At 42.7% G+C, this 19,969-nt stretch carries 17 protein-coding genes and 1 pseudogene; 3 read left to right on the top strand and 15 right to left on the bottom strand.

From position 1 onward, the window contains the following. Positions 1–94: 94 nt before the first annotated feature. Genes ABS301_RS09790 through ABS301_RS09800 form a run of 3 tightly spaced genes read right to left on the bottom strand, consistent with a single transcriptional unit; the run spans position 95 to position 3,393 of the window. Positions 95–1,444 (bottom strand): sensor histidine kinase, encoded by a 1,350-nt coding sequence (locus ABS301_RS09790; protein WP_349672052.1) that lies wholly within the window; start codon positions 1,442–1,444, stop codon positions 95–97. A 39-nt stretch (positions 1,445–1,483) separates the two neighbouring features. Beyond that, entirely contained in the window at positions 1,484–2,170 is a 687-nt protein-coding gene (locus ABS301_RS09795) for a response regulator transcription factor (RefSeq protein WP_349672053.1), read from the bottom strand. Continuing rightward, positions 2,167–3,393, bottom strand: coding sequence for an APC family permease (locus ABS301_RS09800; protein WP_349672054.1), 1,227 nt, complete (start codon positions 3,391–3,393; stop codon positions 2,167–2,169). The genes ABS301_RS09795 and ABS301_RS09800 overlap by 4 nt, the downstream gene beginning before the upstream one ends. Before the next feature lie 151 nt (positions 3,394–3,544). Here ABS301_RS09800 and ABS301_RS09805 point away from each other — a divergent pair, with 151 nt between their 5' ends. Continuing rightward, positions 3,545–4,426, top strand: coding sequence for a LysR family transcriptional regulator (locus ABS301_RS09805; protein ID WP_349672055.1), 882 nt, complete (start codon positions 3,545–3,547; stop codon positions 4,424–4,426). Positions 4,427–4,436: 10 nt separating this feature from the next. On the opposite strand, the gene ABS301_RS09810 is transcribed toward ABS301_RS09805, so the two are convergent. The 3 genes and pseudogenes from ABS301_RS09810 to ABS301_RS09825 form a co-directional block, all read right to left on the bottom strand. After that, positions 4,437–4,961, bottom strand: a complete 525-nt coding sequence (locus ABS301_RS09810) for a GNAT family N-acetyltransferase (RefSeq protein WP_349672056.1) — start codon at positions 4,959–4,961, stop codon at positions 4,437–4,439. Between the two features lie 126 nt (positions 4,962–5,087). Beyond that, positions 5,088–5,846 (bottom strand): annotated as a pseudogene (locus tag ABS301_RS25795) (EFR1 family ferrodoxin); the annotation flags it as partial. 39 nt (positions 5,847–5,885) lie between these two features. Continuing rightward, positions 5,886–7,352, bottom strand: a complete 1,467-nt coding sequence (locus ABS301_RS09825; RefSeq protein WP_349672059.1) for an MDR family MFS transporter — start codon at positions 7,350–7,352, stop codon at positions 5,886–5,888. Between the two features lie 139 nt (positions 7,353–7,491). On the opposite strand from ABS301_RS09825, the gene ABS301_RS09830 reads away from it, so the two are divergent. Beyond that, positions 7,492–8,046 carry a TetR/AcrR family transcriptional regulator gene (locus ABS301_RS09830; RefSeq protein ID WP_349672060.1) on the top strand — a complete coding sequence of 185 codons (555 nt, stop codon included), beginning with the start codon at positions 7,492–7,494 and terminating at the stop codon, positions 8,044–8,046. A 53-nt stretch (positions 8,047–8,099) separates the two neighbouring features. Here the strand turns inward: ABS301_RS09830 and ABS301_RS09835 are convergent, their stop codons facing one another. From ABS301_RS09835 to ABS301_RS09855, 5 genes are all read right to left on the bottom strand, one after another. Further along, positions 8,100–8,786 (bottom strand): response regulator transcription factor, encoded by a 687-nt coding sequence (locus tag ABS301_RS09835; protein ID WP_349672061.1) that lies wholly within the window; start codon positions 8,784–8,786, stop codon positions 8,100–8,102. Between the two features lie 171 nt (positions 8,787–8,957). Further along, entirely contained in the window at positions 8,958–9,797 is an 840-nt protein-coding gene (locus ABS301_RS09840; protein ID WP_349672062.1) for a Nif3-like dinuclear metal center hexameric protein, read from the bottom strand. A 12-nt stretch (positions 9,798–9,809) separates the two neighbouring features. Next, positions 9,810–11,639 carry a beta-glucoside-specific PTS transporter subunit IIABC gene (locus tag ABS301_RS09845; RefSeq protein ID WP_349672063.1) on the bottom strand — a complete coding sequence of 610 codons (1,830 nt, stop codon included), beginning with the start codon at positions 11,637–11,639 and terminating at the stop codon, positions 9,810–9,812. A 19-nt stretch (positions 11,640–11,658) separates the two neighbouring features. Beyond that, positions 11,659–13,122 (bottom strand): glycoside hydrolase family 32 protein, encoded by a 1,464-nt coding sequence (locus tag ABS301_RS09850; RefSeq protein WP_349672064.1) that lies wholly within the window; start codon positions 13,120–13,122, stop codon positions 11,659–11,661. Between the two features lie 110 nt (positions 13,123–13,232). After that, positions 13,233–14,219, bottom strand: a complete 987-nt coding sequence (locus ABS301_RS09855; protein WP_349672065.1) for a LacI family DNA-binding transcriptional regulator — start codon at positions 14,217–14,219, stop codon at positions 13,233–13,235. A gap of 299 nt (positions 14,220–14,518) precedes the next feature. Here ABS301_RS09855 and ABS301_RS09860 point away from each other — a divergent pair, with 299 nt between their 5' ends. After that, complete coding sequence (locus ABS301_RS09860; RefSeq protein WP_349672066.1) at positions 14,519–15,412, top strand: LysR family transcriptional regulator; 894 nt, start codon at positions 14,519–14,521, stop codon at positions 15,410–15,412. Between the two features lie 62 nt (positions 15,413–15,474). On the opposite strand, the gene ABS301_RS09865 is transcribed toward ABS301_RS09860, so the two are convergent. Genes ABS301_RS09865 through ABS301_RS09880 form a run of 4 tightly spaced genes read right to left on the bottom strand, consistent with a single transcriptional unit; the run spans position 15,475 to position 19,948 of the window. Next, on the bottom strand, positions 15,475–16,530 hold the full coding sequence (locus ABS301_RS09865; RefSeq protein WP_349672067.1) for a tripartite tricarboxylate transporter substrate binding protein: 1,056 nt from the start codon (positions 16,528–16,530) through the stop codon (positions 15,475–15,477). An 18-nt stretch (positions 16,531–16,548) separates the two neighbouring features. Continuing rightward, positions 16,549–18,069 carry a tripartite tricarboxylate transporter permease gene (locus ABS301_RS09870; RefSeq protein WP_349672068.1) on the bottom strand — a complete coding sequence of 507 codons (1,521 nt, stop codon included), beginning with the start codon at positions 18,067–18,069 and terminating at the stop codon, positions 16,549–16,551. A gap of 11 nt (positions 18,070–18,080) precedes the next feature. After that, on the bottom strand, positions 18,081–18,578 hold the full coding sequence (locus ABS301_RS09875) for a tripartite tricarboxylate transporter TctB family protein (protein WP_349672069.1): 498 nt from the start codon (positions 18,576–18,578) through the stop codon (positions 18,081–18,083). A gap of 17 nt (positions 18,579–18,595) precedes the next feature. Then, positions 18,596–19,948 (bottom strand): enolase C-terminal domain-like protein, encoded by a 1,353-nt coding sequence (locus tag ABS301_RS09880; protein ID WP_349672070.1) that lies wholly within the window; start codon positions 19,946–19,948, stop codon positions 18,596–18,598. Positions 19,949–19,969: the final 21 nt, after the last annotated feature.

Raw genomic sequence — 19,969 nt, forward strand, 5'->3', positions numbered from 1 at the left:
ATTAAAAATTAGCGGAATTGTGTGAACTTCCTGTGAAATAAAAAAACTGCCCGGCAAAATTTTACCGACCGGGCAGTTTTTACTACTTCCATATTCAATTTTCAAATGGCAGATTTACGGCAAACACCGTTTCTTCACCAGGCTGGCTTTTTACCGTAATCTCTCCCTTATGAGCACTTACAATCCATTTTACCATGGCAAGTCCTAGTCCTGTGTTACTACGTCCACTGCTTCTGGACGGATCAACCTGATAAAAACGTTCCCATATACGCTTTAGATGTTCCGGCGCAATCCCGATGCCATTGTCTGCCACCGTTAGTTCCAGATGATCCTCTTTCTTTTCCAGAGAAAGCTTCACCCAGCCTTCTATTTTTCCATACTGAACCGCATTTTCAATTAAATTAATCAGCATTCTGATCATCATTGTCTCGTCTGCCATCAGAAAAACATCTGGCTGTACTTTAGTAATGACACTGATCTTCTTATCCTTCGCCATCTCATTTTGCTGTTCCCCTATAATTTCCACCAGTTCGCTGAAATTAATCCGTTCCAGATTCTCCAGTTGAAACTGGCCATTGTCCATACGTGCAAGAGTAAGAAGATTGGAGATCAGGGCAGACATCTTTACTGCCTGCTGTCTGATTTTATAGAGGGACTCTTTTGTTTCTTCCATACTGGAGGCATGTTCCAGCCCGTAATCACACTGGGCCAGTATGACAGCAGCCGGAGTTCTGAGCTCATGAGAAGCATCTGCAGTAAAACGCTTCTCATTTTCAAAATACCCCTCCAGCTTGTCAAACATACCATTAAAGGTCTTTGCCAGGGTATGGATTTCATCCGTTCCCTCTTCCATTTGAATCCGACGGGACAAATCTCCCGCCTCTCCAATGGCTTTTGCCGTTTGTATCATATCCTGAACGGGGCGAAGCCCTCTGTCAATGACCAGATACCCCACCAATGCTACTCCCAGAACCAGAAAAGGAAGTGCCAGCACAAGAAGGCGAAGGAATATATCTTCTGAGTGAACAGTATCGTGAATCGGCAGGATACCACGGATCCACAAATAAGTTCCATGTTCTTTTTTCATGGTGGTGTCATATAGAAACCATTCCTGACTGCCAGATTTCAGCTTTCTGGAAGCGTCTTTTGCAAAGGCCTCCTTATTTTCACAATCAGTTGGTACAATTCCTGCCAGCCTTGATCCATTCATGTCATACACGGAGATGTAGATATCATTTACAGGGACCGAGATCTTTTCCTCTAACTGATTCCGGTTCAGATCTTCAATTTCATCCACCGTTTCCATTAATTTTTTCTGTAAGGTAAGGCTGTTAAATTTTCTTTGTGAGAACACTAAAAAAACGGATACCACTATAACAAGAAGCATCATAAATAACGTAAACCACAGAGTAACCCGCATTTTAATGGAAAGTTTTTTCATCATTATCTCTTTCTGAAAAGTTATTTCATCGCCTCAGACCTTCTAACTGTGTAACGGGTCTTCTGTACGCAGAACGTATCCTGCACCTCTGACTGTGTGAATCAGTTTCTCCGTATAACCTTCATCTATTTTTTTTCTTAAATACCGGATATATACATCAACCAGATTGGATTCTCCTTCGTATTCATAATTCCAGATATGCTGGCTGATCTTATCCCGGGAAAGCACAATTCCCGCATTACGGATTAAATATTCTAATATGGAAAATTCCTTAGAAGATAAGGGAATGTTTTTCTGGTCCCTTGTCACTAACCTTGTATCGCAGTTCACCGTCAGATCCCCCAGTTCGAAAATATTGCTGGTATTACCAGATGACCGTCTTAACATGACACGGATTCTTGCCAGAAGTTCGGTAAAAGCAAAGGGTTTTACCAGATAATCATCCGCTCCTGCATCAAGGCCTGTCACCCGGTCCTCTATACTGTCCCTCGCTGTCAGTAAAAGCACCGGAGTCTTTTTCCCCAGTTTCCGAACCTTTTTTAATAGTTCAAGGCCACTCATCCCGGGAATCATAATATCCAGAATCACCGCATCATAATCAGTCATCTGGAAATACTCCAGACCATCCAGTCCATTAAAACAGCTGTCAACTGTATAATGTTCCAGCTGAAGCTTTTTTACAATCAGCTGGTTTAAATCCGGTTCATCTTCCACCAATAAAATTCTCATTGCCTCTGTTTTTCCCTTTCCTTCTTTCTATTTATTATATCACAAGAATAAGGAATGAAACATGAAATTGTAATCAGCAGAAACAGCACCATAGCATAGACTGAGGAAAACAGAAAAATGATAACAAGTAAAAACAGCAAAATCCCGATTCCAATCCGTATCACAATATGAGGAATGAGTTTAAAACCACTTGCCAGCCCCAGAACGGCATTCCCGATAAACATGGTATTTGCAATTCCTACAATATTCTGAAATGACAGTATTCCAGAGGCATGGAGAAAGAGAACCAAACAATTCACTGCCAGAAGCATCAGGGCTGTCAGCCATTTATGGTGAAATAGTTTCGGTAATCCAACGCTTTTAAACCGTGCCGCAGTCTGGCGCACAACTGCCCCGGTAAAAGTTGACACAGTACAGATACAAAGACCTGCAGCCAGGCCGGAAAAAACGGCTCCTGAAAATCTGCCCGCGACTGGTATTAAAAGATCGGGCATGGAATGACTGGGGCTGTTTTGAAATGCGAAAGCAGTCAGCAGATAAACCATTATAATTGCTGACAGACTAATCTGCATGGCACGCATCATGGTACGTTGGGGATTTTCCACATCCTCCACATAATTTCCCAGTATTTCCCATCCCACAATCGCCCAGAATATAAGAAGAAGCGTCCGCCCTAAGATCTCCGGTGACGGCAGGCTGTGGGGAATGGACAGATCCGGTAAACGAAACAAAGTCGCACCGCTGCCAGCAAGCAGCAGGCAGGCTGTGATACTGGATAATACCAGCATAAATTTTCCCATAAAAGAAACATCCGATATAACAATCATGGCACAGATAAAAAGTACCCCTCCGGCTGTTACCCACGGAGTTACGTGAAAGACAGAGGTAACTGCGGGCCCAATAAACTCTGCCGCAGTAATTGCCACCGCAACAGGACCAAAAAAGACTGCCACCGTAAGATAATTGGCTGCAAGTGTTCCAAATCTGCTGCCGAACATATCCCCTACAATCGTACTGATTCCCCGGTTATCCGATGCAATTATTGTCATCTTTGCAAAGACATAGGCAAATAAAATATTAAGTGCCATTATGATGAGCCATGCAAAAATCGCATGCTCACCCAGCATTTCATAAGCCAGAGATGGCAGAAAGATAATGCCGGAGCCCAGAATCGGCCCGGTCATCAGCCCGCTTACCGTAAAAACATTTAATTTTTTCTTCATACAAACAATCTCCCTTCCATCACATTTATCATAATAAAAATTCAAGCATTTGTATAATTGAAGTTTCTAAATATTGACTTCAGAATTATTGATGATAAAATAATGATAACACCATTTAAAATGGATCAGAACCGAAAGGGACGAATGAGATATGATCGAGATACGTAATTTAAGAACGTTGGTTAAAATAGCAGAGCTTGGCAGTTACACGAAGGCGGCTCAGGCACTGGGATATGCCCAGTCTACTCTGACCTTTCAGGTGAGTGCCATTGAATCTTACTATAATTGTCCTGTCTTTGACCGGACTGGTAAGACGCTGAAGCTTACTGCGTTTGGAGAGCAGCTGCTGGAATATTCCAATTCGGTATTGCGGGAGTACGATAATCTGGAACAGTTGGGAAAAAGCGATGCCATTCCCCAGGGCTGTTTACGGATCGGGGCCCCCGAATCCCTGACACTGTATCGTTTGTACCCGCTTATCATTGCCTATAAAGCGGCTTATCCACAGGTGGAGGTTCGTATGATCAACAGCCCATGTGAGCTGCTGATAAAAGATTTATCTGCCGGACAGCTGGACATCAGCTTTGTACTTCAGCCTGAGTGTATGGAAGAAAATCTGCATACAGAACTGCTTTTAGAAGAAAAAATGTGCCTTGTTGCTCCCGCCGGTCATACACAGCCAGACTTTTTGCCCGAATCCGGGGAAATGGTGTTCTACACAGAAAAGGAATGCAGCTATCGCCAGGAATTTGAACGATACTTGCAAAAGCACCACTATGTCCCTGCCAACGTACTGGAAACAGCAAATGTGGAGGCAATCAAAAAATACGTAACCAACGGCCTGGGAGTTTCCTATCTTCCCTATTACACCGTGAAATCAGAAAGTGAAAGCGGATTGCTCCGCACAAAATTCATTGAAACAGACCCTGTTTTTTTCACCCAGATTGTGTATCATAAAAAGAAATGGATTTCTCCAGCCATAAAGGCACTGATAAATCTCAGCCGCGAATATGGCCGGAAATGGTCCGTCTGACTCTCACTGATTATTGAAACTCCGATTTTAATATCCCATATTCATAAGTATCTTTCCATATGGGATTGCCGTCCTCATCGGTAAAAAAATATACATTTTGAAGCAATGTCCCCTCTCTTCTCATCCCCACGCGCTCAAGCAGTTTCCAGGAATGAGGATTCTGGGGATCACACATTGCAATCATTCTTCTTACACCAAGCTCATGAAAACCATATTTCATCAGTGCCAGAAGTCCTTCTGTGGCATACCCCTTCCCCCAGTACTTATCATTGAAAACATAACCCACTTCCCAGGTTTCAAATTCTTCTTTTGCAAAATAGAAATTACCGATGAGTTTTCCGCTTTTTAAGCATACAGCAAGAAACCGCTCATCACCAGCACGCCTTTTTGCTTCTGAATAAGATTTCTCTCTTGAATATGGCTTGTATGGTTCAAACTCCAACACGTTTGGATTAGAAAAATACTCATACAAATCTTCCCCGTCATTTTCTGTAAACTTACGTATCACCAAACGGTCTGTTATTATTTCATTCATATAAATCACCCCAGTCTTTCTGTTTATGTTACAATTAAGTATTATACAGCAACATTCATGAAATTCAAAAGACTTTGTGGCATTGCTGCATGCAATGCCACTTTTAACGGCGCATAAGATCTTTTATGTCAACATAGGGGTTCCTGTACCTCTGTTTTTCTTCCGACATGTTTCCGTATTGAACAGCCTGCCTGGGGCATAGGTTTAAGCATGAAAGACACATCTCACACTGATGATACCACCACGGTCTTCCATTCCTAATTTCAATGTTATGGACAGGGCAGACCTGGCTGCACAATCCGCAGCCAATGCACCCCTGATCTACCTTGAACTTATGGTCCATTTGCTTAATAAACGGCGAGACAGACCGATACAACATACCTGTTCTTAAAATTCTGTCGGTCATGGTGCCCATTTCCACTGCATGGTACTCACGGGATTTAACTGCCGAGACGATCTCCCAAACTTTCTTCTCCATTGAGTCAAAAAGTTTTTTCTTTTTTCCTCGTTTGTTTCATGCAACAATATCATGTTGGTAGGCATGATTACAGAATAACCTGCTGAAAGTTTAATGCCTCTTGCCCCAAGCAATCTGCGCGTAAGTACCAATGCTCCGGCTACCCTGCCGCCATTGGTAGCAACGGCAAAATAATATTTTCCTTTATTATCAGATGACAGATGTTTTATAAACTGCTTAACCACATTTGGCAGGCCAAAAGCATATACAGGAAATACAAGGCCAATATTGTCGGCTTTCAAAAGTGCTATTTTCTTACCGTCAGCCTCAATGGGAAGGATTGTCGTATCCCCAAGCAGATCCCCAATCCTTCTGGCACAATATAGAGAATTTCCTGTCCCTGTAAAATAATAAATAATTGTTGACATCTTGATTACTCTCCTTTTTCAAATCTGAAATCCGCCCGCTTATTTCCCATCAGCCTGCAGATTTTTAAACGATGCCGGTTCCGATTTTTTATACACGGTCAGGAACAGGGTAGGAATCACTGACACAATTGTAAAGCCAACAGACCACCAAAAAGCAACATTGTACGCACTTACAACATTCTGTACTCCCGATGCAGAGCGGCTGGCTAACTGTTGCTCTACAATTGTCGCAAGGACTGCAGATCCGAACGCGCCTCCAATTGTCTGCAGTATTCTTGTGGCAATACTGGCATGAGGAATCTGCTCACTTCTCAGACCCACATAGGCAGAAACCATAAGCGGAATGAATACTCCGCCCAGGCCAGCCCCTCGTATCAGAAGCGCTGCACCTAACAAAACTGCATTTGTTCCGGAATCAGCAAAAGCAAATGGCAAAGTACCCACCGCTGTGATGATAAGGCTTACCATAACAATCGGACGGGCTCCTATCCGGTCGGTCAGTTTCCCCATCTGGGTTCTTGTGAGCAGCATACCAACTCCCTGAGGAATCAGCATAAGACCGGCGTAGAGAACGCTTTCGCCACGCACCTGCTGATAAAATAACGGAAGAAGAAGCATGCCGCCATTGGTGATAATACCTGACATGAAAAGCAAAACAGACGTGGCGGAAAAATTACGTGATTGAAAAAGATGCAGATCAAGCACTGGAGATATTCTGGTATTTAAAGCGTAAAAAATAAATGCAGCCATTATAAGCAGTCCTGTTACTGTCGGGACAAAAACTGCACTGCTGTTTAATCCACCATGAGAAGCTATCTGTGCAATGCCATAAATGAGCAGGGCAAATGCCGGGGACAGCAGCAAGATACCAATCATATCCAGAGGCTGTTTCTCTTCTGTGGGGCTGGCCTCTGGTATTCCCCAGAAAGCCAGTAATAAAGCAATAATGGTCACCGGAATATTAACATAAAAGATCCAGCGCCAGCCCAGACTATTGACTATTACCCCGCCAAGAACCGGTCCCAGGATGGGTGCTAAAAGCATGGGCAGGCTGACAATTGACGCCATATGGCCAATATTCCGGCCTCCGGATATTTGAACCAGCATATTTGTCATAGTTGGCATCAGTAAACCTGCGCCAATTCCCTGAAGAAGCCGAAACCCGATCAGAGTACCGATATTCCATGACAGTGATGAAAGAACCGAACCCACCAAAAATAGAATCAGTGAAAATAGATACAGCCGTTTACCTCCAAAACGATTAATCGCCCAGCCAGAAACCGGAACCGCAATTGCCATTGCAAGCACATATCCCGTAATCACCCACTGTATAATGGAAACCGTACTATTAAATTCACCTGCAATCGTTTTAATGGCAACATTGACCATTGTAGAATCCAATAGCGGTGCAAGGGAAGCAAACACCAGGATTATTGACACCTTAAGCATCATGGGATCAAGGGTTTCTTTTTGCTGCCTGGAATCATTTGCTTTATTTTCTGCCATGTTGAAACCTCCTTAAAATTAAAGCTTTACTTTATCCAACAATCTGTTGTATTATCATATTGTAATGAAATCACGATTCTTCATCAACCGACAATCATGATTTATTTGTTGGATTTTAAAAGGGAATGGAGGGATTTTTTTGATAAAGCAGCCTGAAATTACGATGCAGACTAAAAAAAACTTAGCAGATGCGTTCTGGCAGATCTACTGTGAAAAACGAATTGAAAAAATTACGGTTAAAGACATTACAACAAAGGCAGGTTATAACAGAAGCACATTTTATGAGTATTATACGGATGTCTACGATGTGCTGGAGCAAATTGAAGCTTCCGTATTACCAGATATTGAAAAACACAAAAAAATGGTATCGAATAGGGGCATGCAATTTCCACTGAAACATCTTGTGGAAGTGTACAATAAAAACAAGCAATATTTTATTGTCCTGTTAGGAAAAAACGGGGATCCTGCCTTTCAGGAGAAAATGAAAAACACATACAAAGACCTGGTACGCCCCATGTTACAATCGTATGAACCAGATGATTATAAATTAGAATGCAGTCTGGAATATGCCATGTCCGCTATTATTGGTGTGATGACGTATTGCTTTACAAGGGAAGAACAACCTGATATTGAAAAGACAGTTTTGCTTCTCAATGGCTTTATGAACAATGGTGTAATGGGGCTGCTGAAGTGAATAAGCAAAATGGGCAGAAATCAGTCCAAAAGCTCCTGATTTCTGCCCATTTTTTATTTTCTTACAACGCCTGGAACCCTCAAAACATATCCCACTCCTCTGACCGTATGAATCAGCTTTACCGGCTGGCCTTCATCAATTTTCTTTCTCAAATACCGAATGTACACATCAATCATATTGGATTCTCCTTCATAGTCGTAGTTCCATATGTGCTGACTGATCTTTTCACGGGAAAGCACCACACCTGTATTACGGATTAAATACTCCAATATGGAGAATTCTTTGGATGACAGCGAAATGATTTTCTGATTTCTCATTACTCTCCGTGCATCACAGTTTACGATCAGATCACCAACTTCAAAAATATTGCTGATATTGCCGTAATACCGCCTTAACATTGCCCGTACTTTCGTAAGAAGTTCTTGTAAGGCAAAGGGTTTCAGCAAATATTCATCGACCTGTAATTCCGGATTGGTGCCTCGGTCTAAAACATTGTCATCCGCAGTCATCAAAAGCACAGGAGTCTTCTTTCCCTGACTTCTTACTTTTTTTAGCAGTTCCAGCCCGCTGACCCCTGGAATCATACTATCCAGAATGACAGCATCATAATATTCTGTCTCCAGATAATCCAATGCGTCAAGACCATTGAGGCAGGAATCAACGGTATAATGTTCCAGTTTTAGTTTTCTCACGATCAGCCCATTTAAATCTGGTTCATCCTCCACCAATAAGATTCTCATTGTATGTGTCATTCCTCTCATTCTTCTGTGCCTTCATTTATGCGTGTATCTTATAAATATTATATCACAATAATAATAAAAGGAATATGAAGGAAATTGCTAATAATGAAAAATGAGAATTGAAAAAGTAAATTTGCCTCCTGTCACCAAAACCAAAACTACCCATCCGGGTCAGCAAATAATAAATGGCTCTTTTGCATCAACAAAAATAACGGTTTGTGATGGAAGAATATTTTGCAGCCACCCAACCAGATGTTTCATACCGGATTCTTCGCTTCTCTCATGCCCAATGATAATCATGGACTGGTTAAACCCAAGCATGGATGCATCTCTAATATAGGCGCTGAGCGTCCATTCCGTTATATCTCCGCATATCACTGTATCTAAATTTTCTCTGCGCATAAGCTCCATGGTGTTCTTCTCGTCACCAAGACCCAGGCTTCCGCCTCCCACCATTACTCCGATGCGGCGGCACGTTCCCTCCTGGTCTCCAATCACTCTTGCACACTTCACATCCAGAGAATCCTTTATTTTCATAACCAGATCCTTAAGCTTCATCTCTGGAATCTGATAACACAATTGGGCTTTCACCAGAGGATTTTTCTCCTCTTTTAGGATTTCTTTTCTTTCTTTATAATTACTCCAGCCCATGTCCTGATCAAATCCATGATATATCATATCATCCGAAACCGCATGCATATAATCATGAAACCGCCATATTACAAGGTGATTTTCTTCGATCAGCTGTTTCTTTTTGATATAAACCGGATCATTGATCAGCCATTCTTTTTGATCCCTTCCGTTAAACCAGGTTGGTTCATGGGTTATAATGAAGTTGGCTCCCAGTCTGACCGCCTCTAAAATCACATCAACGGTCGCCATAAACGACGTTACAATTTTCGTAACCTCCGTATCCGGATCCCCAATAATAATCTGGTCCACAGTTTTTAGCGGATCCAGAATCACACCTGTCTCCGTGATAATGCTGTCAACAATTTCTCTTACTTTCATCAGCCATCCCTCCTACTCAACCTGGATTACCGGGTCTTGAAAGGAATCCGGCTCCATTATTTTCACTTCACGAAAATGATCCGTATTTGTTACGATAAGCATCACAGTCGTATCATATCCTGCCTCTTTTACTTTATCAAATTCCACGTTTCCAATCACCTGGCCAGAGGTAATTTTGTCCCCCTCCTTCACACGTATATCAAAATATTTACCTTTAAGCTCAACCGTATTAATTCCGATATGAATGATCATCTCCGCTCCATAATCCGTCCTGATTCCAATTGCATGCCGGGTAGTAAAGACCGTAACAACCGTTCCGTCTGCCGGTGCAAATATCTCATCACTGTCTGGAATCACTCCGATTCCTTTTCCCAATGTGCCTGATGAAAAGACCTCATCAGAAACCTGATCAAGCTGAACAACCGTTCCTTTCGCAGGCGCAATCATTGTCCTTTGAACCGTCAGATCTAACTTTGTTGAATCCATGTCAACAGGGGTTGGGGCTGATTTCCCCACAGATTCATAGCCAAATACATAAGTTAAAAGGAAGGTTCCGGCAAATGCCACCGCCATGGCGATTGCAAAGCTGACCGCCGGATTATAGGAAGGAATGACCATAATACCTCCTGCCAGCTGAGAAGCGGATATATGGAAAATCCCGCAAAGACCACCTGCCACAGCACTCATGGACATGGCATAAAATAACACCCGTCTGAATTTAAAGAAGATTCCATAAATCACAGGCTCTGTAATACCGGTTAGAAAAGCGGGTACAAAAGCTGAAAAAGACAGCTCTTTTAATTTAATATCTTTGGTTTTAAAGAATACACCCAGTGCCGCACCTGCCCCTGCATAAGCAGTCGCCTGAACGGTTGGAAGTAGAAAATCCTGGCCTGTCGTAGATAAATTATTAATAATAACAGGGATCAGCGCCCAGTGAAGTCCAAGCATAACCGTAGGAATTCCTATGAAACCAAATACGATGTTTGTAAGAACCGCATTTTTCCCAAGAGCAAATGTTAAAACATTGGAAATAAAAGTGCCAGTATAAATTCCAAAAGGTCCAAACACAATTAAGGTGATGGGCACCACCAGCATAAGAGACAGCATAGGTACAAACAGCACCTGAAATACCCCTGGAATAATCTTTTTTAACAGCCGGTCAATGAGAACATAGGTGCAGATTGCCAGTATAACGGGGAAAACAGTAGAGGAATAATCCATTAACACCACCGGTATATGCAAAAAATCCGTCCTTCCTCCAGCCGATGTTAAAAGCCGGGTATAGTTCGGCTCTAAAAGAGCTGCTCCTATTACACCGGATATGTAAGGATTCACATTCATACGGGTGCCAAATGTGATTCCCAGAATGATTGGAAGAAAATAAAATACTGCATTTGAGGCGGCTGTTAATATGGCATAAGTTCCTGATGTTGACTGCATTACTCCTGCTGCCACAAGAATCTGAAGCAATGCCTTTAACATACCAGAACCTAAAATGGCTGGTATAATGGGCGTAAAGCTTCCTGAAATCACATTGAAGATCTTGGCTGACAGTTTCTGTTCTTTCCCGTCTCTGTCATCTTTCCCGCCATCCACATCTCCTGTCAGTTTTATTACCTCATCATATACATCTTTTACATTGGTCCCGATGACAATCTGATACTGGCCTCCGCCCCGTACCACCTGCATAATATCTAATTTCTCCAGCGCTTCTTTATCTGCTTTCTGTTCGTTCTTTAAAACAAAGCGCAGTCTTGTCATGCAGTGTGTAAGACTCTTCACATTTTCTTTCCCACCAATATTCTGGACAATCTTTTCAGCCAAATTTTTATCGTTCATGATTACACTCCTGTCTTAACTATACTCTTAAGTTCCATTTTTGAATTGATGCTTTTACACTACCTTCTCTTGCTGTAAATACCGTCTCTTCACTTAACCTGTGTGGAAATATCCTTAATGAAAAAGAGACCTCCCCCTGATTGATAAAAATCTCTAACGAGGATTCATCCGAAAAAATCCGGACTTCTTTTAATCCGCCCTCCAGCTTCGCCTTACGCAAAAATCCGTAGTCCTCTGCAAAAACCTCTCCGGAAGCACTTCGGTCCACACAAATCATCTGGTCGTTCCTGGAATATCGGATCATTGTCTGTTCCTGTTTATTTTGTCTTACACTGATCTCAAAAACTCCTGCCGTCTGATCCATGATCTGAACCAGCAGTTCGTAATGTCTGCCATAAAATCTTACGTCCTGATAGCTTTCGTCTTCCATGAGAATGGTTTCACAAACCGCCTCTCTTCTCATTTGTTCCATTTCCTTTACTGGATTCTGCCTTAAGCGCCCGTTTACAACCGTGAGTTCTCTGGGAATCGTCAGGCAATGGGCCCAGCCATACCGGTCCGTGGGGTATAAAATCTCAGGCAGCCCCATCCAACCAAACAATATTCTTCTTCCCAATGGGTCTAAAAAGGTCTGAGGGGCATAAAAATCAAAACCGTAATCAAGTCTCTCATACCGGCTTCCGTCGAAGGTTAATGTTTCCTCATTCATGGGATTCCCTATTAGATACCCCGCTTCGTAAATATTAGAATTTCCAGACTCTTCTTTTTCCATTCCCTGGGGACACATTATTAAAATGCCATGGCCCTCTGTCTCAAAATAATCGGGACATTCCCACATATAAGCCTTTGTCTTCCACGAAACTTTCAGCTCACCCAGGTAATCCCACTGTATTAAATCTGAGCTTTGATAAATCAAAGCCGTACCGGTCTGTGAGAGCTTCTGGGCACCTGTTATCATCAGGTATCCAGTCTTTCCCTTCCACACTTTTGGATCTCTGAAATGCTCTGTGATCCCAGCCGGCGGGTCCGGTATGAGAGGGGAAGTCATCTTTACAATTCTGCCTTCCTGGTCCATAACTGCCAGACACTGGCTGCTGTGCCTTACCCAATCATCATCTCTGTGATTGCCAGTATAAAAAAGGTACAAAAGCCCATCCTTTCTCATACTGCTTCCTGAATAGACACCATGGCTGTCAAAGCTCTGGTCTGGCGCTAACCCAATTCCTAAGTCCTCCCAGTAAATAAGATCCCTGGATCGTAGATGGTACCAGTATTTGGTTCCGTGAACAGGTCCAAATGGAAACCATTGATAGAATACATGGTAGAAACCATTGTACCAGGCCAGACCATTTGGATCATTCAAAAGTCCGGTAACCGGCTGTATATGAAAGCTTTGCCGCCAGGGACTGTTCTGAACTTTTTTTTCCAGATCCAAATACTCCTCTTTCGATATGCCACCTGACTTTGTATTACCTGTTATCATAAATTACCTCAACTTCCGAATTATTGGAACCGGTTCCAATAATGGGTGAAATTATAAGGAACAGTTTCTGTTTTTTGGAACCGGTTCCTTATAATTGAATTTTACTTCTTCTATTGTGGTTTGTCAACACTAAAACGGTCTATTAATTCATATGGTGAAACGATGACTTCTTCCGTTTTTTCATGCTCTAATAACTTAAGGAGACTTTTTGCTGCAATACCTCCGGCTTCCCTGAAGAAAAACTTAACCGTTGTAATTCCAGGATATACCAGATCCGTAATCTTATCTCCACCTACTCCAACGATTGAGAGCTGCTCCGGGACTTTTACACCCAGAAGATAGCAGGCTTTTAACACTCCCACTGCAATATTATCGGTTGCGGCAATAATTGCAGTAGGCTGATTTTTTCCTGTAAGGATTTTCTTTGCCATAATCACAGCATCCTGAGAAGAAAACGAAGTTTCTTCTATATTAAGAACTGAATTTTTATATTCTTTGGAAGCTTTTATCACTCCCTGTTTCCTTTTTACACCAACCGATACATCTGTCTCAGGAATTCCAAGATAAGTGACAAACCGATGGCCTTTCTGGAAAATATAATTACCCAGACAATATCCCGCCTCAAAATCGTTATGAATCACGCTTGGGACACCCGGCACCTGCTGACCGATCACAACAATGGGAATTGAGATCTCATCAAATGCTTTTTTATGCTTATCTGTGATTACCGTGGCAGCCAGAATGATACCGGAAACCTTCTGTTTTGCAAGAGAATAAATACTTTCAATCTCTCTGGCAATATTTTGATTGGTATTGGAAATAATCATTTGAAATCCATTGAGCTGCAACACATCATCAATGCCCAGCAGTGTTTCCGACATGGCATTGGAATTAAGCCTTGGAATAATTACTCCGATAATTTTTGTCTTTTTCGCCTTTAAGCTCTGGGCAAACTGATTGGGGGAGTAACCGGTTTTTTTGATGACCTCTTCTATCCGTTCGGCAGTTTTTTCACTGACAGATCCCTGATTTAAATATCTGGATACCGTGCTTTTGGCAACACCGGACATTTCTGCTATTTCTTTAATACTTGCCATAAAAAGTTCCAACTTTCTGCTTTGTAAATTAGATTTGATGCTTTCGTTCCATGACAAAATCCTGCAGTTGCCGTATACGATCTGCTAATGTATTTCCAATCACATCTATCCTCTGTTCATCCATAATGTCTTTTCTATCACAATGCTAACACAGCAAGTGATAGAAAGCAAGAATAACCAGATGATAAGTTGTGACAAAAGAAATGTAAATCCAGCCCAACTATGATATGATAAATAAATAAATAATAACCACACTTCCTATTCCTAACACACACCCGCACAAACAAGGAGGCACTTTTATGGACACCCGCTATCTGACCTACATCCTGACAATCGCCAAAAAAGAGAACATGACGAAAGCTGCTGAAGAACTTTTTGTCTCCCAATCCACCTTAAGCCAGTACCTCTCAAAGCTGGAAAGTGAACTTGGCACCCCATTGTTTTACCGGAGCAAAGGCAGGTTAACTCTCACACCGGCAGGCTCCCTTTATATAGAAGCGGCCGAAAAAGTCATGTCCATAAAAAATGTCCTCTATCAGAATATTCAGAATATTGAAAACCGCGGTCACATAACCGTAGGAGTGACCTCACAGTTCGGCCTTACCATGCTGACTGATATTATTCCGGCTTTCAAAGTTCAATACCCGGATATTATCATTGAAATTTCAGAAACCAATCTTCCCGGACTTACGAGAATGATATCGGAAGAAAGCATCGACTGTGGAATCATGGCGATCAATGAAATCGATCCTTTTTCTCCTGATCAGGTGACCATACTCCGGGAGGAAGAAGTTTTATTTTCCATTCCTGTAAATCATCCATACCGGAAGAAAAATCCGGACAGACCTATCCCAATTGGAGAATTTGCAAAGAGCTTTGGGGAAGAAAATATTCTGCTGTCTAAAAAAGGCTCTACTCTTCGCCGCCTTACCGATATGGTACTGGAAAATGCCGGCTGGATCCCCAGTACGGTTTGTGAAACCAACAGCATATCCACAACCAGAAGTATGGTTGCCATGGGAATTGGAGTCACATTTATCAGCGATTCCTGTGCAGTAGACCGGGAACACGTGGCATATTATCATGTGGAACCAACGCTTACCAGACTAAACGCTTTGGTAACAAGAAAAAACTGGATTCAAAGCCAGGCAAGCCAATGTTTTTGTAATGCCATAAGGAACTATTTTAATTAATAACAGCCCTGGGTGCCAATTTGAAAACCGGCTCCCAGGGCTGTTAATTTCAATTTATTTAATTATTTTGCAAGATCATCAGCGATCTGTTTAATCTCATTGTAAATCTTTTCGTCATTTGCCTCAGAATCAGAAGAGCTTAAATAGTAAGGCATCATTTCAACTTTGGCAATTGCCTCTTTTACTTCCGGATCTTCGGTCATTTTCTTAACCAGCTGATCGTACCAGGCAATGACATCATCAGATGTATCTTTTGGGAAATAGAAGGAAAATTCACAGTTTGGATATACTAAATCCACTCCCTGCTCTGTTAAAGTCGGGATATCCTTGATTAATTCATAACGCTCTTTTGTGGGAGCTCCAAGACATACAAACTGTTTTGCTTCCAGATAATCCTTACAGTTAATATAAGCGCCCGGCATTAAATCTACCTGACCGGAAAGCATAGCTGCAATCTTATCGGAATTAGAGCCCACATCTACCAGATCCAGATCAATTCCTGCCACTTTTTCAAATGCAAGCAGCTCATAGTACGTATATGCGCCTACTTCGGTACATGCTTTTAACTTGCCTGGATTTGCTTTTGCTGCCTGAATGAACTCGTCAAGTGTCTTATATTTCTCCGGATTTGCATAGAACTGCTGTGCCGGATCAAGTGCAAATGTTGGTCCTAATTTAAAAGCGGTATAATTGTAATCGGTTACTCCGGCAATATTTGCCACATTTACCAGATTGTGACCATAAAGGAAGGTATGTCCGTCTGCAGCTGCAGAGCGAACCTGATTTGCTGCTACGGAACCAGCGGCTCCATTGGCATTTACCACGATGAAATCAGCACCTGTCATTCTCTTTGCATACTCGGCAAATACACGGGCGGAAAGGTCTGTGTTGCCGCCTGCGCCTGCCGGAACCACGATGGATACGGTAGTGGTCGGCTTCCAGGTGGAAGCTGCCGCCTGGGTGCCAGCTGCCTCTGATCCTTTTGTAGCTGCTGCCTCAGAGCTTGCTGCTTTTGTTGTTTCTGCTGCTGTTGTTGACTGTGTCTGGCTGGCTCCGCATGCTGTCATGCCAAGAACGACCCCCGCCGCCATTACTGTTGCCAAAAATCTTTTTTTCATAGTTTTTGCTCTCCTTTTTTATGATTGTTCAGAAGCCTTCACCGCTTTTTTGTTCATGTACATCTTGTATTCTTTATAAACCGACCAAACCACTACTCCGATTGCCACAAAAAAGAATGCGTCAAAAATCGGTCTCTGGAAGAATGCTCCAAATGATTTGTACTGCATGATTCCTCTTCGGAGATATGTCTCCAGCATTTTTCCTATGAGGAAGCACAATACAAACGGCGTAGTTGGCAGTCTGAACTTATGATATAAATATCCTACCAGTCCAAATAAAAGTATGGACTGTACATCGAAAATCCGGTTGTTGGTTGCATAAGCGCCCACACAGCATAAAACCAGGATCAGAGGCATCAGGATATGCTTCGGAATCTTTAAAAGCTGTACGAATACCTTAATTCCAAAGAACTCGATTAACAGCATCAGAGTGATACAGATCATACAGGCTGCAAAAATTCCATATACTACATCTGCATTTTTAACAAACAGAAGAGGTCCTGCCGATAAGCCGTGAATTAAAAATCCTCCAAGCATCATGGCTGTTACTCCGTCTCCTGGTATTCCAAGAACCAGCAGCGGGATCATTGCTCCTCCGATAGTGGCGTTGTTCGCTGTTTCAGTAGCTACGATTCCGTCAGGGCAGCCCTTTCCGAATTCTTCCGGATGTTTTGACATGTTTTTGGCAGTTACATAGGCAAGCATTCCTGAGGTGCTTCCTCCGATTCCTGGAAGAATACCGATTCCGGTACCGATCAGGGCGGATCGAATGGCATTTGGAATCTGATAAACAAATTCCTTCCAGGTAAAGCCGAAGCCTTTAATTGGTTTCATCTTAATGGTTTCCACTTTGCCATGCCCCATGGATTCCGCTGTTATAAGAATTTCGGATATGGCAAAGATACCGATCAGAGTTGGAAGTGTATCATAACCTGCCATCAGAGAGCTTGAACCAAAGGTGAAACGTGCTGTTCCGTCAATGGGAGCCATTCCAACCAGGGAGAAAATCAGTCCCAGCATTCCAGCCAGTACTCCCTTCAGCATGGAGCCGGAAGCCAGTACCGCGACCATGGTCAGTGCAAAGAAGGAAATGCCGAAGTTCTCAGCAGGAGTAAACTTTAACGCAATGTCCGCAAGTAAAGGAGCGCAGAACGTTAAAACAATAAAGGAAAATACCGATCCAAGGAAGGAAAATACGATTCCAAATCCCAGAGCCTTTCCTGCATCTCCCTTTTGTGCCATAGGATAGCCGTCAAAACAGGTGGCGATGGAAGACGCCGTACCAGGCATATTTAACAGAATCGCTGAAATCAAACCGCCTGAGATACCTCCGATGTAGACAGCCACCAGCATATTCATACCCATCGACGGGGACATACTGAATGTGAGCGGTAAAAACAACGCTACAGCCATGGAGGCTGATAAACCAGGTATGGAACCAAATATAATTCCAACAACCACTCCTGCTGCCATAAGCAGAAGAGAAGACGGAGTAAAAATTCTTACGTAAGCGTTACCTAATGAAATTAATGCATTCATAGCTTCCCCTCCTATAAATTAATGGTGAATATACCAGCAGGCAATATGATCTTGAATCCATACCGGAACAGGAAAAATACAACAAAGGTAAATACAACAGAAGTTACTGCCAGCTGTATGATGTCCTTTTTCGTCTTCTTCTCATCAGGGGCCAGAACATACATCTGAAATGGTAAATAAAGAATTGTTGTAACAATAAAGCCAACGGGCTGAAGTAAGTAAACATAGACCAGGATCAGCATAAAGCTGGTAAGCATTCGTTTATAATCCAGCTCTTCCTTTTCCATTTTTTCAGCTTCGGCTGTTCTCATTTTTAAATTCTTCACATTTAAGAATGCCAGAGCCGCCGCCAGAAGAAAGGTCACAATCCCGATGCACATCGGCATGAAATCCGGACCGATATCCATAATTGCTGATTTCGGCAGCATTTTTGCCATAATCATCATTCCGGCAGATAAAATCATAAAAAATCCGCCGACAATCATATCCCCATATTTTTTAATAAACATTGACCGTTCTCCTCCTTTTATCTCACCAATGCCGGTTTTTTACAGTCATACCTCCAGCCTGGTATTAAGTACTGCATCGCCAGAGCGTCATCCCTGTCATGAGAGGAAAGGCTGTTATATAATGCATTGGCCTCCATAACCCGCTCCATATTTATGGTCACTCCCAGGCCCGGTCTGTCAGGCACCTCTAAGTACCCGTTTTTAATAGACGGAGTATCCTTTAACAGATTCTGACCATCCTGCCAGATCCAGTGGGTATCAAGTGCTGTTGGATTTCCCGGCGCTGCAGCTGCCACATGGGCAAACGCTGTCAGTGTAATATCAAAATGATTGTTGGAATGGCTTCCCCATGTCAGACCCCAGTCATTTAAGATCTGAGCCATTCTCACACTCCCTTCAAATCCCCAGAAATGAGGATCTGCAAGAACAATATCCACAGCTTTCAGCGCTGCCGAGTGGTAAAACTGTCTCCAGTCAGTTGCAATCATGTTGGTCGCTACCGGCAGATTGACGGCATTTTTAAATTCTGCCATAATCTCTCTGCTGGAGAAACCGGATTCCGGACCGCAGGGATCCTCGATGTAGGATAAGATTCCCTCCATTGGCCTGCAAAGCTCAATTGCCTCCTTTAAACTCCATGCACCGTTGGGATCTATATTGATGCGGCCATCGGGAAATGCCTGCTTCAGTGCCCGCACCGCCTCCATCTCTTCGGAGCCGGAAAGCACACCGCCTTTTAACTTAAAGTTTTTAAATCCATATTTTTCATGGAGAACCCTGGCCTGTTCTACAATTCGTTCAGGTGTAAGCATCTCCATGCGGCGAAGGCGGAACCATGGATCTTCACTATCACTTTCATCCAGATAAGGAAGCTCCGGAGACGCCTTTTCCTTCTCGCTTACATAAAATAAATATCCCAGTGTTTCTACCTGATTTCTCTGTTTTCCCTCTCCTAAGAGTTCACACATGGGAAGCCCTAAGTGCTGTCCCAGAAGATCAAGCATTGCGCATTCAATCGCCCACTCCGCTTTTACAACAAATTTCAGTTTACTGATGTCAAGAGTCTGTATTCCCTCTCCGTCATCTTCTTTCGCTCTTGTTCCTGCTCTATGTATTGTGTTTAAAATTGCGCGGTATTTTCCAATCTGCTGGCCCACAACCAGAGGCGTGCAGCTTTTTAATGCTTCACAGGTATAATCTCCTCCGTGTATCTCACCAATTCCTGTCTTCCCCGCACTGTCCTTTAATATTACTAAATTTCTGGTAAACCACGGTGCATGAGCTCCGCTTAACGTCATCAGCATGCTGTCATAACCGGCAACTGGAATGACCCGCATTTCTGTTACGATTGGCGTTCCTGTGTGCTCCATATGTTTCGTTTCCTTTCTTTG

It is taken from the genome of Lacrimispora sp. (assembly GCF_031982545.1).
In the GTDB taxonomy this organism is placed as follows: domain Bacteria; phylum Bacillota; class Clostridia; order Lachnospirales; family Lachnospiraceae; genus Lacrimispora.